At 46.6% G+C, this 15,174-nt stretch carries 10 protein-coding genes; 9 read left to right on the top strand and 1 reads right to left on the bottom strand.

The genetic code is table 11. The features are described from left to right. Positions 1–427 precede the first annotated feature (427 nt). Positions 428–2,482: a phenylacetic acid degradation bifunctional protein PaaZ gene (paaZ, locus tag Q1A08_RS15560; protein ID WP_299774531.1), complete on the bottom strand. Its 2,055-nt coding sequence runs from the start codon at positions 2,480–2,482 to the stop codon at positions 428–430. Positions 2,483–2,977: 495 nt separating this feature from the next. On the opposite strand from paaZ, the gene paaK reads away from it, so the two are divergent. From paaK to actP, 9 genes are all read left to right on the top strand, one after another. Continuing rightward, the gene (paaK, locus tag Q1A08_RS15565) at positions 2,978–4,279 is read left to right on the top strand and encodes a phenylacetate--CoA ligase PaaK (RefSeq protein ID WP_299774533.1); all 1,302 of its coding nucleotides are present in this window, start codon (positions 2,978–2,980) and stop codon (positions 4,277–4,279) included. Between the two features lie 160 nt (positions 4,280–4,439). Beyond that, the gene (locus Q1A08_RS15570) at positions 4,440–4,946 is read left to right on the top strand and encodes an RNA polymerase sigma factor (protein ID WP_299774535.1); all 507 of its coding nucleotides are present in this window, start codon (positions 4,440–4,442) and stop codon (positions 4,944–4,946) included. 124 nt (positions 4,947–5,070) lie between these two features. Continuing rightward, the gene (locus Q1A08_RS15575) at positions 5,071–6,165 is read left to right on the top strand and encodes a FecR domain-containing protein (protein WP_299774537.1); all 1,095 of its coding nucleotides are present in this window, start codon (positions 5,071–5,073) and stop codon (positions 6,163–6,165) included. Between the two features lie 108 nt (positions 6,166–6,273). Then, a complete protein-coding gene (locus Q1A08_RS15580; protein ID WP_299774539.1) occupies positions 6,274–8,805 on the top strand; it encodes a TonB-dependent receptor in 2,532 nt (843 codons plus the stop codon). A 237-nt stretch (positions 8,806–9,042) separates the two neighbouring features. Beyond that, complete coding sequence (locus tag Q1A08_RS15585) at positions 9,043–10,443, top strand: diguanylate cyclase (RefSeq protein ID WP_299774541.1); 1,401 nt, start codon at positions 9,043–9,045, stop codon at positions 10,441–10,443. Beyond that, positions 10,433–11,779: a glycosyltransferase gene (locus Q1A08_RS15590; protein ID WP_299774543.1), complete on the top strand. Its 1,347-nt coding sequence runs from the start codon at positions 10,433–10,435 to the stop codon at positions 11,777–11,779. The genes Q1A08_RS15585 and Q1A08_RS15590 overlap by 11 nt, the downstream gene beginning before the upstream one ends. Then, positions 11,780–12,886: a hypothetical protein gene (locus Q1A08_RS15595; protein WP_299774568.1), complete on the top strand. Its 1,107-nt coding sequence runs from the start codon at positions 11,780–11,782 to the stop codon at positions 12,884–12,886. Positions 12,887–13,097: 211 nt separating this feature from the next. After that, positions 13,098–13,376 carry a DUF485 domain-containing protein gene (locus Q1A08_RS15600; protein ID WP_299774570.1) on the top strand — a complete coding sequence of 93 codons (279 nt, stop codon included), beginning with the start codon at positions 13,098–13,100 and terminating at the stop codon, positions 13,374–13,376. Next, complete coding sequence (actP, locus tag Q1A08_RS15605) at positions 13,366–15,006, top strand: cation/acetate symporter ActP (RefSeq protein WP_299774572.1); 1,641 nt, start codon at positions 13,366–13,368, stop codon at positions 15,004–15,006. Before Q1A08_RS15600 ends, actP begins: the two co-directional genes overlap by 11 nt. Positions 15,007–15,174: the final 168 nt, after the last annotated feature.

A 15,174-nucleotide genomic window follows, 5' to 3' on the forward strand; every position in this document is an offset into this window, starting at 1 on the left:
TCAACTTATTATTTATCAAAGCCCGAGCTTCGGGGCATTTAAATACTTGCTTACTAATTTTCCTTTAACGGCTTCGATTGGGGTCAGAACCAATTGGTTCCGACCCCGGAATTGCATGCAAAATCCGCGCTAGTTACAACTTACATGACCAGGGTCGGAACCCCTTGGGTTCTGACCCTCCTCGAAGCCGGTTTATCTAAATCACTGCATATTACTCATCAAAGTCCGAGTTTCGTGGCTTTTGAATATTCAATTATTAATTTTACTCTATTGGCTTCGAGCGGGGTCAGAACCTATTGGTTCTGACCCCGGTGGTTTAAAAAAACCACAAAAAAAGCCGCGCTAGGCGCGGCTTGAAGTTACTGCGGGAACAGTATGATCGACTGAGTCAATTCACAATGAGCTTTCAGTCAGCTGCAAGAAAGACTTACTCGTCTTCCTCGCGCTCAACCAAGGTCATAATATTATAAAGCGCTACAGGCTCGTCATGTTGGTTGCGAACTTCCACATCCCATACAACCACGCCATTGGCTTTATCTTCATCTGGGCGTTTGTCTTTCTTGATTTTCTTCTTACAAGTCAAACGCGTTTGAATGGTGTCACCAATACCAACAGGCTCTACGAAGCGTAGATTTTCCAAACCGTAGTTGGCCAATACTGGGCCTGGCGCTGGATCAACAAACATGCCTGCGGCGGCACTGATAATAAAGTAACCGTGTGCTACTCGTTTACCAAATAGCGAATCGGCAACGGCCGTTTCATCAAAGTGCGCATAGAAATGATCACCAGAGATACAGCCAAAGTTAACAATATCGGCTTCGGTAACTGTACGCTTATGGGTAATCAAAGTGTCACCAATACGAACTTCATTGAAGTTCTTACGGAATGGGTGAACCTTATCAATTAATTGCTCAGATCCTGGGTTAAATTCTTTAGTAATCGCCGTCATAGTAGTTGGCGATGCCTGAATTGCGGTACGCTGCATATAGTGTTTTACCGAGCGCAAACCACCGAGCTCCTCACCACCACCAGCGCGACCTGGGCCACCATGTACCAAAGTAGGCATTGGAGAACCGTGGCCAGTTGATTCTTTGGCACACTCTTGGTTTAACACCAACATACGACCATGATAAGCCGCTGTACTTAGAATAACTTTTGCAGCTTCTTGATCATCCGCCGTTACCAATGAACCGGCCAAACTACCTTTACCCATCTTCGCCAGCTCGATAGCATCTTCGGTCGAATCATAAGGCATCATGGTAGTTACAGGGCCGAAAGCCTCAATCGAATGAGGCACTTCCGTGCTTAAAGGCTTATCACAGTACAGAACCGTACTTGGGTAAAAGGCGCCTTTATCTTTATCGGCACCAACAACATCAAAATCGTCATTGCCACCGTAAACCACTTCCGCAGCTTCACATAAGCTATTAACGGCAGAGCGAACGTCGGCCATTTGATCACGACCTACCAATGCACCCATGCGCACGCCTTCCGCCGCCGGGTCACCAATCTTAATACCATCCAAACGCTTAGCTAAGGCTTCTTGTACGGCTTCAACACGATCACGCGGCACGATAGTACGGCGAATTGCGGTACATTTTTGACCCGCTTTGGTGGTCATTTCTTTGGCCACTTCTTTAATAAACAAATCAAATTCTGGGCTGCCTGGCTCAACACCCGCACCTAGAATTGAACAGTTTAATGAGTCAGCTTCCATGGTAAATGGAATCGATTTGGCCACAATATTTGGATGCGAGCGCAGCATTTGACCGGTAGAAGCAGAACCGGTAAAGGTCACTACATCTTGCTCGTTTAGGCGATTTAAAGTATCACCAACGCTACCACAAATTAACTGAATGGCGCCGTCTGGCAAAATACCTGAATCAACAATTTCTTTAACCATAACTTCGGTTAAATAAGAAGATGCCGTTGCCGGTTTAATAATTACTGGCATACCGGCAGCAATACTTGGCGCCATTTTTTCCAAAAAGCCCCAGCATGGAAAGTTAAAGGCATTGATGTGAACAGCCACACCTTCTTTGGGCACCAATACGTGACGCCCTAAAAAAGTACCATTGGCAGAAAGTCGCTCTACGCCCTCTTCCAACCAAAAGGTTTCATTGGGCATCTCGCGACGCACTAATGAGGAATAGGTAAACAAAGTGCCTAAACCACCTTCGATATCTACCCAACTGTCGGCTTTAGTTGCGCCAGTCCAAGCCGATACGGCGTAAAATTTATCTTTAATGGACATCAAGTGCTGGGCCAAAGCCTTTAAACGATTAGCGCGCTCATGGGATGTCATAGCGCGAAGTGCGCGGCCACCCACAGTACGGCCATAATCAATAGCCGCCTGAAAATCGACGCCTTTACTGCTCACACTGGCAATGGCATCACCGTTAATGGCGTTGTACACCATCACTCCGTCATCTTGACCTTCCAGCCATTGTCCGTTGACGTAACTCTGCAGTTTTTTGCTCATCTAGGCCTCACTTTTATTGTTTAGTCATCACAAGCCACTTGCGATTAACATTGGGCGGGGTCGATTTTGCAATCACAAGCATTAGCTGCGATCACGATACATATTGGTAACACTGTTGTAACACCGTTACTAAAAAGCACCACCAAAAATTTTGGCAGTGCTTTAGGTTGCTTTGCAAAGACTTTGGATAAATCTCTACACATCGACCTTTACACGTCGACTCTTGCACATCGACTAAAGTTGAAAAAAGTATATGATACAAAAATAGTGCTTACAACGGATTTTTCGTGTTATATTTGATTGAAATCAGGGCGAGCACCCCGCGATTATGTTGTTAAGTATAAAATATTGCATGTAAATCAATAACTTATAAGATTAACAAGATAAACATAAAATTATAAACGCCCAGACGTCACAACGATAAATCGAAACTCAAGGCGATATGTACGAGTTTCCCCATAAAATTATTCCGGATCTAGCACCTGGAGGCAGACAGTGACCAGAGAAGTGATAAGCGATGAACTTGAATCCATCGAGAAAGCCAGTATTGATGAACTGCGGGCTTTGCAATTGGAGAGAATGCAGAAAAGCCTGCATCACGCTTATGAGAATTCCCCCCATTATCGCAAGGCATTCGATGCCCACGGTGTTCACCCAAGCGAGCTGAAAGAGCTTTCCGATCTCGCCAAATTCCCATTTACCACCAAACAAGATTTGCGTGAGAACTACCCTTTTGGAATGTTTGCCACCCCCATGGACGATATCGTTCGAGTGCATGCTTCAAGTGGCACAACCGGCAAACCTACGGTAGTGGGTTACACCCAAAATGATATCGACACATGGGCCAATGTCGTCGCGCGCTCCATTCGCGCCGCTGGTGGCCGTCGTAAAGATCTTGTGCATGTAGCCTACGGTTACGGCTTGTTCACTGGTGGCCTAGGTGCTCACTATGGTGCCGAGCGCTTAGGTTGTACGGTTATTCCAATGTCTGGCGGACAAACGGAAAAGCAGGTTCAGCTGATTCAAGACTTTAATCCAAACATCATCATGGTTACCCCTTCTTATATGCTAAACATTGCCGATGAGATGGAGCGCCAGGGTATTGATCCACACAAATTAAACCTACGCTTAGGCATTTTTGGTGCCGAGCCTTGGACCGGCTCAATGCGAGAAGAGCTAGAGCAGCGCTTAGGCATTGATGCTATTGATATTTATGGCCTTTCAGAAGTTATGGGGCCAGGTGTGGCGATGGAATGCGCGGAAACCAAAGACGGCCCGACGATTTGGGAAGATCACTTCTACCCAGAAATCATCAATCCAGAAACTGGCGAAGTGGTACCTGATGGTGAAGAAGGTGAACTGGTATTTACCAGTTTAAGCAAAGAAGCATTGCCGATTATTCGTTACCGCACCCGCGACCTTACTCGTTTACTACCGGGCACAGCTCGTACCATGCGCCGTATGGATCGTATTACTGGTCGCAGCGACGATATGCTTATTATTCGTGGTGTTAACGTGTTCCCTACCCAGATTGAAGAGCAGATTATCGGTACTACTGGGTTAGCTCCTCACTATATGATCGAAGTAAATCGTGATGGCAACTTGGACACCATGAGTGTACAAGTAGAGAGCCAAGACAATATGGACGATGCTCAAAAGCAGCGTACCTCGAAAGAACTGCAACACCATATTAAATCGATTGTAGGCGTATCTACCCGCATTGAAATTGTGCCACCCGGCTCAGTACCTCGCTCTGAAGGCAAGGCCAAGCGCGTAATTGATCACCGTAAACTGTAACCCGAAGCATGTGATACACGGATCGTCTCATATGAGGCGATTCGGTATTGCTTTACATGTAATTAAGTGTTTATATAGCAATCAGCTGCCTGAAAACGGCGCTGAAACAAAAATAATAAGCTCTAGCCCTAATCGGTAAAACCGATGCGAGGTAGCCGAGATGTCCGTCAAGCCAGACCCCAATCGCCAAGCGGTGCAGGCGCTCTATCAGCAGAATCAATCTGCTTTGCTGCGCTTTTTACGTTTTCGTCTTGGTAATAGCAGCGAAGCTGAAGATATCGCTCAAGATGCTTATCATAATTTGATTCGCAGTGAGAATACCGAAACCCTTGAAAACCCTAGGGCCTACCTATTCCAAACAGCGGCCAACCTAGCGCTAAATCGAATTAGAAAACTGCGCCGCCACACCAACTATCAGCAACTGACTGAAGCTGATAGAGAATCCCAAGAGGCCCCAGCGCCAGAGCAATCAGTATTGGCCCAGCAAGACCTTGAGCGCATCGAACATGTACTTGAGAGCTTACCGGAAAAGTGCCGCCAAGCCTTTATTCTGAGCCGAGTACACCACTACAGCTACCGACAAATCAGCGAAGAGCTGGATGTCGCCGTTAGCACCGTGGAAAAGTACCTGATTCGTGCCTTAAAAGAGATGCGACAAGCCCTTTAATAGCTCAAACGCTAGGATCTGATTATCTCAGCCGCTGAAATCCAAATTTTCTGCAACTAATGCCGGAGGCTATGGCATACTTGTGTGTCTATAGATGTAAGTAGATACACGAGATAACGCAGGAATGGCCGAAAACAATTTTGCTAATGCAGCAAACGATGAGCTGGGAAAGCCCCGGCGTGCGCCGAGCCCTGAGGACCTTTCCTGGCCAGCCGATCCAGCTGTGGATGAAGCGGCCGAAACTTGGCTAATCCGTATACAATCCCCCAGTTTCTCGCAATCTGAAGAGCATGAGTTCTTCCAGTGGCTGGAATCTAGCCCTGCAAACCAAGCCGCCTATCTGCGTGCGGAAGCCCTTTGGCACAGCTTGGGGCATTCACCAGAATTAGATAAGCGCCTCAATAACCCTAAGGCTCACAACAAAAATTGGGCACTTTGGGGGAGCTTAGCGACAGCTGCCACCTTAGCCGCTGTTGCTCTTTTGCCAAGCTGGGGGCCTTTAAGCGGTCAACAGGTAGAAACCGGCACCGGTGAACAGCTGCAGATTAGCCTGACCGATGGCAGCCGCGTGCAACTGAATACCCAGTCTTCATTAAACATCGAAATGCATGATGATTATCGCCTGTTAGAACTAGAACATGGTGAAGTATATTTTGATGTCGCCCACGATCCGGATAGGCCCCTAATTGTAAAAATCAATGGTGCCTATGTGAGAGTTTTAGGTACTCGCTTTAATGTCTTTACTGATCAACATCGCAGTGAGGTTACCGTTGTTGAAGGCAGTGTCGATGTCAGCACCGACAAAACATTTAGCGAACTGAGTCAGCTCAGCTATCGCAGCAAACAAGCACTAATCGCAAATCAACAAGTCGAACTAAAATACCTCAGCAGTAATAATTGGGTGGAAGAGCTGATTGGTAAAGTCCCTGCCAGTAAGCGCAGCGAAGTTAGCAGCGTTAACAGTAGCGATGTAATGGCATGGCAGCGTGGCGAAGCCATTTACAATGGCAACCAATTGAGTGAAGTAATAGATGATTTGAATCGCTATTACCCAGGTGGCATTCGTTTACAAGATGACGTACTAGGCCAACAAACCCTAGTCGCCGCCCTACGCCTTGATGACAAAGAAGCGGCGTTGAATACTTTGGCAAGCAGTATGTCTTTAGATATTGTAAAACTGTCCAACGACGAAATTCTGTTAAAAGCACAACGAAAGTAAAATAATAATTCCTAGCCGCCCCGGCATAGGAAACTCAAAATAAAAGGGTCAAATAGACCCACGCAGAGTGGATCTGCGCAACAATAATGATAATACTCAGGAAATGCCTTGCGTGATCATAAGGCCCTAATCAATTGGCGATTGCAGCCGCGAATTGCTGTCGCTACGATCACTGCGTTAGCGGCGATAATGCCCTGCCCGCTCGCCGCTCAAAATTCAGAACAACTCATTAGTAGCATTAGCCAAGCGCAACGCGAAGAATCATTTCAGTTTAATATCCCAGCTGGCCCCTTAGCTGCCGCTATTTTGGAGCTGGCAAGAGCCAGCAAAATTAATATTGCGATCCCAAGCCACTTAATCTCAGCTCAACAAAGCCCCGCAGTACAGGGCGAGATGACCATCGAGCTTGCTTTGCAAGCACTGCTGTCGAACAGTAATCTGCAGCTCAGCTGGCAAAACGAACAATTGTTACTAAGCGAAAAAGATCACATTGCTGCTGAAAAAATAACGGCAACACCAGCCTTGCCACCTCCCGGCGAAGATCACTATCGCCCTATTGAAGAGGTGATAGTTACCGCCCAACGCTATCGCCAAAACCTGCAACAAGTACCTATCGCACTGAGTGTGATTGATGACATTCAAATTGCCAGCGCCGAAATTAACGATTTACAAGAAATTGCTTATCGCACACCCGGCCTATCGATCAGCTCATACAGCCTTGGGCAACCTTCAATTCACCTCAGGGGCATTGGCTCTAACGATGATGGAGCGGCCATGGATTCCTCTGTGGTTTTGTTTGTGGATGATGTCTATATCGGCCGGATATCCAATATCGACCTAGACATATTGGATGTACAACAGGTAGAAGTTCTGCGAGGACCTCAAGGTACTCTATATGGCAAAAACTCCATTGGCGGTGCCATCAATATCCGTACTCAACAAGCCAGCTCCGATAAGCAACTTCGATTCAAATTGGGCTTTGGCAATTACAATTCCCGTCAACTGCAGTTCACTGCAAGTGGAGCAGTCGACGAGCTAGAACAATGGCAAGCCAGACTTACGGCCGATCATCAATACCGTGACGGTTGGCAAAATAATCTTGTTCGCAGCGGCGATAAGCAGATGGGAAAAATAAAGACCCGCCTGCGAGGCCAATTACGCCACCAATTTGATGAACAGATTGATGCTGATTGGAATTTGGATTTCAGCCGAGACGATCTCAACTCCACAGGGCGTATTCCGGTTTCGGCACGGGTCCCCCTGAATCGTCAAGATCACAATGGCAGCGCACTACCCACTCAGTTATTTGCTGAGTTAGGCGGTAATTATGAAAACGCGACCAATGATTTAGCCGGCTATACAGATCGTACAATATGGGGCGGCTCCCAACGCCTTAGATGGCAGCGGGAGCAGTGGCAGCTAAGCAGCATTAGCGCCTACCGTCAAAGCCAATTTGATTGGCTAGAAGATTCATCAGGCTTACCGGCCAGCGCAACCGCCCAAACCGTCGACCTGAATGTTACCGAGAGCTACCGTGAATACTCCCAAGAATTTCGCTTTCAGTGGCAAGCTCGAGAAGATTGGCGTTTGATCGCGGGTATTTATTATTTAAGGGAGCTTACGCGACGTAAAGAAACCTTTTTCTTTACCGGAGCCGAAGCGGTTTCACAGCAATTTAACGTCACCCAAAATCTCGCCTTGTTTGGTGAGATAGAGTGGGATATTGATGACAGAAATCATATCAGTATCGGGGCGCGATACAACTATGACAAAAAGACCCTAAATCAAAGCGCACTTAACGGAAACGCTCCGGCCATCATATTGGAAGACTTTGAGCATCGGCAAAGCAATAGCTGGCAGGACTTTTCACCTCGCCTAACCTGGCGACACCAACTACAAGATGAGTTAATGGTCTATAGCTCAATTGCCGAGGGAATAAAGAGCGGCGGCTTTCAGGGAGTGCCAGGAAATATTGAAGCTGCCCAAAGGATTATTCAGCCAGAGTCAGCCTGGCAATATGAAATGGGGCTAAAAGCACAATGGCAAAATCGTTGGCGCTTAAACTTAGCAACCTTTGTCACCCGTTATCAAGATTTGCAGGTCGTGCAGTTTCGTACCATTGATAATTTTGGAGTGTTCGAGACGACTAATGCCACCTCTGCCCGCCTATCAGGTATTGAACTAGAGGCCGTTTTTTCACCAAACTCACATTGGTCATTTAACGGAAGCTATGCTTATTTACACGCACGCTATGATCGTTTTTTGGCGGCGGACGGGCGTGATTACAAAGGCAGTATTCTCAGACAATCTCCAGAACATACGGCCAATTTAAGTGCTAACTATCAAAGTAACATAGATGACGGCCTATTTAGCGGAAAGCTGAATTGGCATTTAGGCGTTCAATATCAAGGCGAAAGTTATCGTGAGCCAAACAATCAAATTACCATACAACCGGCCATTACTTTATTGGATAGCAAACTCAGCTGGCAACCTATGGATAAGCCTTGGAAACTGAGCATCTGGGGTAAAAACTTGAGCGATCGAGCCTATATCACCCACCTTTATGTTTTGGGCGGCAATGATTATGCCCTTTACGGTACCCCCAGGACATTTGGATTGAGCTTAGAAGCCACACTGTAAATTGAAGTCCCTATAAGCCGGTAAACATCTACTCAAAGCCAGTCTTTACTATCAGCACTAATCCCTAAATATTATTACATTAAATGTAACTTACTTAGATTTCCTGAAACTAACTCAAGGTAAGGCCAACTATAGCCCCAAACGGTCGATTATAAAGCATGAGTAAACATTATTTGCTCTCAGCCTGTGATAGGATGCGTCGATTAAATTAGACTTAGGTTTTTGTGGTAGATGAATGTGTATCAAGCAATTGTGGCGAAGGACGATGCCACTGCTCAGCTTGACGCCATTGAAGGCATAGACAACAAAGAATGTTTCACTATCGTCGACTATGATAGCGCTGCATTCTTAGCTCACACCACAAACACATTTGACTTACTACTGCTGAATCTATCGGATTCATCGCTTGCTGAACAAGATAAAATACTCTGGCAGGTAAGAAGCTCAGCACTGGACATTCCAGCCGAAATCCTGATTTTCTGCCTCAACGAGAGCCCTCTATCTAGTCATCTGGCAGATGGCTTAATCCATGCAGGCAGAAATTTATACAGCCAAGTTGAACGTTTTTATGAGCGTCAGTCTCAATTGTTAAAACACAAAGGCAACAGCGCTATTGATCGCTTTTTGGCCTTTGCTTGGCCTAGGGAGAACTTTCAGTTGACACCCAGGTGGCAACTACAGGAAAACTCCAGCTATCAATATCCTCTCCTGGCCTGCCTGGGAATTCTAGAAGAACAGAAAATTCTCGCTCAATGGCAGCATACAGACATCCTCAGCGCTGGCGATCTTGTCGATCGCGTCCGCCAATGTCCGCGCTGCGACAGTGAGCATTTGAATTATGTGGACATTTGCCCACGCTGTAAAAGCATTGATATCAACAGCAGCGTTTCACTGCATTGCTTTACCTGTGGCCATGTCGGTGAGCAAGGCGAGTTTCAATTAGATACGGCCCTGCGCTGCCCAACCTGCCTTACCCAACTTCGTCATATCGGAGTAGACTATGATCGTCCACTAGAGCGCTTTCACTGTGCATCTTGTGACCATCGTTTTATCGAAGGCCAAGTAATAGCTAGTTGTCACAACGGCCACAAGCAACGACCTGACGAGCTGAAAGAGCGCCGGCTCTATCAATATGTGTTAGGGCCAGCCGCCGAGCAAATTGCCAGCGTCGGACGCATCTTTGATAATCGCGCCTTACAGTGGGGTGAAGATACCTCCATTGAGAACTTTAGCTGGCTACTGCGTTGGAGTAATGCCAGTGCACAGCGCCACCAACACCAACATTTGCTACTGTTTCTAAACTGGGAAGGTGTTGCTGAAGCGATCACCCAATGGGGTGAAGAACGCGCCATGGCTCAAATAGCAGAACTACAAGAGCGCTTGCACAGTGTTATCCGGCAAACTGATGTATTTGCTCAGATAGACTCCGATAAAGCTGTTATTTTACTTTGCCACACCTCGATAAAATGGCTAGATCAAATCGCTGCTAAGTTAGCCAGTATTGAAGCCGCCAATGACGATTCGATATTAAAACTCCAGGTACGAAACTTTCCTCTGCCAAGCCAAGACTTACCAGAAAACACTCAGCAGTGGCTTCTAGCCCATGCCAACAAACTGGAACTCGATCATGTTATCTAGCATTGAGTTTTGGACGCTGAATACATTTTGGAATTTCTTTTACCAGCTGCCCAATATGGTCTTTATTCCTATGTTGGTATTGCTGGAATTACCCCTTATGATCATGGGCATTGTCGGTTGCCTACGATGGTATCAAAGGCGCTACCTAGATGATCAGGCCGAGGCTTTTAACTCGGCCAGCGTGCAACCAAGGCGCAACCCAAAAGTGTCCTGCATTATTACCTGTTACGCCGAAGGCGATGCCATTATTAAAACCATCGATACTCTTGCCGAGCAAGTTTACGACGGCAGCATTGAGATTATTGCGGTAGTTGATGGCGCCAGTGTAAACAAAGACACCTATGCCGCCGCCCTATCCTGCCGCGATCAATTTTCCCAGTATCAAAATCGTGAGTTTGTGATTTTACCTAAGTGGCAACGTGGTGGCCGAGTCTCTACCTTAAATGCCGGCCTGGCGAATAGCAGTGGTGAAATAGTCATCAATGTCGATGGCGACACTTCCTTCGACAACACCATGGTTAGAGAAATGGTGCGCTTGTTTGATGACCCTAATGTACCTGCCGCCGGGGGCGCTCTACGGGCCCGAAATCACAGCGACAACCTACTGTGCAAAATGCAGGGCATTGAATACTTATTGTCCATGCAAACCATTAAAAACGGCTTATCCGAATGGAACTTGCTTAATAATATTTCTGGTGCTTTTGGGGCGTTTCGCAGAGATTTCTTACGACATATCGGGGGCTGGGATACCCACACGGCCGAAGACTTGGATTTGACCGTAAGAATAAAAACTTATTTTCAACGTCACAAAAATCTCCGCTTAGGCTTCGCTCCATTAGCCGTTGGTCACACCGATGTTCCAGCCAGCTTGAAAGATCTTCTAATGCAGAGATTACGCTGGGATGGCGATTTGTTATTTTTGTATCTGCGAAAACACTATAAGAGTCTATCCCCAGATTTAATGGGCACCAAATCCTTTATCTATACTTTGATATACGGTGTTGGCCAGAATGTCGTCTTACCGATAGTGGTATTGTTATACACCATTTGGCTGCTAGTTACCTACCCTATGGTATTCTTTATCGCCTTAATGGCCTTCTTGTACACACTTTATGTATTCAGTGCCGGGCTGCTATTTATTGTACATATGGCACTGATTTCAGAACGCCCCAAAGAAGATATACGCTTTTTAATCTATCTACCCCTATTCCCGCTATACACCATGTTGATGCGCTTTTGGTGTGTATTTTGTTTACTGAACGAGGTACTTCGTCGGGGCCATGAAGAAAGCTCAATGGCACCTTGGTGGGTACTCAAGCGCGGGAACAAGTTTTAAATGGACGTTAGATTTAGCCCCTTAAAACAAACCGAGCCAACTCGCGAAAATGGCGTGCAGCTGCAATATGCCCCGGCAAAACGCACCGCCTATAAGGCCCGCTGGTATCTCATTTTAGCCTTGGCCTTAAGCCCAGTGTTTCTATTTGCCTTATGGTTGTACTTCAGCTGGGTAACTGTTACTTCAGATGGGGTGGTATCTATGACCCCACAAAAATTAGTCAGCCCTGGAGAAGGAATTGTTGACGAAATTTTTGTTGACGTTGGCGAGACGGTACACAGTGGCTCACCGCTCATTCGAATCAAAGCACCGGTGTTAGATGCCGAAATTGCCGAGATTGAGCGAGAGTTAGATATTCTGCTTGGAGCGACAAAACTTAATAACCCGGAACTCGAACGAGTTTTGGAAAACAAGATTACAGCGGCCAAAGAGAACCAAATAAAAATGGCCGAGCAGCTTGAAGAATACCAACAGCTTTACCAAGCTCAAATCATTCAGAAGGAACAGCTCAATCAAATTGAACAGCTAAACTTTCAGGCTGAGCTTTGGTACAAGGAAGCCAAAAGCGAACGCTTGCGAGAACTTGCTGCCCAGCAACGTGATAATATCAGCGGCAGCCAAGCCAACCAGGTACGTCAATTACGCCAGCAATTAGTCACCCTAAAAGCGCGCCGGGAGATGTTTGTTATTCGCTCAACTGATACGGCAACAGTAAATGACATAACCGCTGCCGAGGGTGATATTGTGGGCGGCGGAAAAGAGCTTATGTATCTATCGGCACGCTCCGAAGCCAAAGTCATCGCTTATTTAGAACCCAAGTTCGTAGACTTTACCCAGCTTGATAGTAAAGTCAGTATTGTTTTCCCCAATGGCTATAGTACCGAAGCTTTTATCAGCCAGCCCGTTACCTTAATTAGAACACTACCGAGCCGCCTTGCGGATCCCTTTGAGAACAATCGTCCAGTATTAAAGGTAACACTGTCGTTCAGTGAATCACTACCAGAACGACTGAGAGTGGAAGGCTTACCTGTTGAAGTAAAACACGGTAATGTGGTGATTGATAACCCACAATATCAAGCGGCTTACTTCAAGAACTGGTTCAACTAGCCTTCGACTCCACCCCCTTTAAAGTAATAGACACAGCTACTCGTCTTTTTCAGACTACCTATTTGCATCAAAGTATGGAGGTTCTCTCTAGTTGTGGTGTTATATGGCTTGAGCCCTGTCTAGCCTTTAGCTTTGAATTGTGCAAGGATTGATCAACCCGTCGAACCGTCGCATAAGGCTCACATAACAGCAATAAAAAGAGATGATGACTATGTCCACTCCCCAGGATGTGCAGACGCTTATCCGTAAAAAAAATCGCCTTCGCCTAATCATGGCGCTGTTCATTATGGCCCTGTACTTTGGCTTCGCCCTTGGTTATGGCCCACTGAATGAACTCTTTGCCGAGAAAATGGCGGGCAGCCTCATACCCTTTGGCTTGGTTTACTTTGTAGGGCTGATTTTTAGCTTTGTGATCATTGAGATGATCTATCTGAAAATAGCCAAACAGCTCGATCCGAAAGAAGATGAGGTAAGCCACTATGCGAAATAAGAGCCTATTGGCCGGCCTATTACTGCTAGCACCAAGTCTAGCTTTGGCTGCGGGCAGTATCGATGGTGAAGTAGAGCGCCAAAGCGTTAACCCCACCGCGATTGCCATGTTCTTGGTCTTCGTCTGTATTACTCTGTTTATCAGCTATTGGGCTTCTAAACGTACCAATACCAGTGCCGAGTTCTACACCGCTGGTGGTGGTATCAGCGGTTTGCAAAACGGCGCCGCCATTGCTGGCGACTTTATGTCGGCAGCCTCCTTCCTAGGTATTACCGCACTGATTTACGCAACCGGCGTAGACGGTATGACCTTGGCACTCGCGGCCTTTGCCGGCTGGCCAATGATGCTGATCTTGCTGTCTGAACGAGTGCGCAACCTCGGTAAGGTAACTTTTACCGATGTGGTGGCGCTTAGATTAGAGCAAACCAAAACTCGTGTGATTGCCGTTTTGGGCTCGGTATCTGTTGTAATTATGTACTTGATCGCTCAAATGGTCGGTGCTGGTAAGTTGATCGAGCTGTTATTTGGTTTGCCTTATGAAGTGGCTGTTATCATCGTGGCCGCTTTGGTTATGGCTTATGTTGCCTTTGGTGGCATGCTGGCAACCACCTGGGTTCAAATTGTTAAGGCATTGCTGCTGTTAAGCGGTATCACCATTATCGGTGTACTGGTGTTGCACAGTGTGGATTACGATTTTAATGAACTGCTTCAGCAAGCGGTTGATAAACACCCTCGCGGTGGTGACATTTTAACCAATGGTGTTTGGATCAGCGACCCCATTCAGATTCTTACGCTTTTGGTTTCCATGATGTTTGGTACCTTAGGTTTGCCCCATATTCTGATGCGACTGTTTACTGTGCCGAATATGGAAGAGTCACGTAAGTCAGCGTTCTACGCTTCGGTCTTCATTGGTTATTTCTTTATTTTGCTAATCGTTGCGGGCTTTGGCACCATTGTCTATGTGATGGGCAACCCTGAGTACACCGACTCCGCCGGTAAGTTGTTAGGTGGCGGTAATATGGCGGCCATTCACTTAGCAAATGCGGTTGGTGGTGATCTATTAATGGGCTTTATGTCTGCTGTAGCTTTTGCCACTATCTTGGCGGTAGTTGCCGGTTTAACGGTGGCTGGTTCAGCTGCAATCTCTCACGATTTATACGCGCAAGTCTTATGCAAGGGTAAACCCGACCCTGATAAAGAGATTCGCTTAACTCGTATCGTTACCTTGGTCTTGGGGCTTTTGGCGGTTGCGCTTGGTATCGTTTTCCAGGAGCAAAACGTTGCGGTTATTGCGACGCTTCCAATGGTGGTCGCGGCCAGTGTTAACCTTCCTATTTTGTTGCTGTCTTTGTATTGGTCGAAGCTTACAACACGCGGCGCTGTAGCCGGTGCCATTGTGGGTTTTGTGTCGGCGATTGGTCTTATTATTATCGGGCCAAAGGTTTGGGTAGATATTTTGGGCTTTGAAACTGCCCTCTTCCCTTATGATTATCCAGCTTTGTTTACTATGCCTGCGGCTTTCTTGGCTATTTGGCTTGTATCTATTATGGATAACTCTGAGCGTGCCAAGCAAGATCGCGAGTGTTTTGATCGTCTTGTGCAAAGTTCTGAGACTGGGCGAATAGCTTAATTGAGTATTCATGCTGGTATAAAAGAGCCGCTCTAAGTGGCGGCTCTCACAGCTGACAATAAAAAAGCCCGATATTGAGATTCAATATCGGGCTTTTTTATTAGGTGATTTGCGACCAGAATCTAGCTTGGGGCAGTGCTTTTCCGCTCCGACGCTGCGTCCATGCAG

It is taken from the genome of uncultured Pseudoteredinibacter sp., assembly GCF_947500695.1.
In the GTDB taxonomy this organism is placed as follows: Bacteria; Pseudomonadota; Gammaproteobacteria; order Pseudomonadales; family Cellvibrionaceae; genus Pseudoteredinibacter.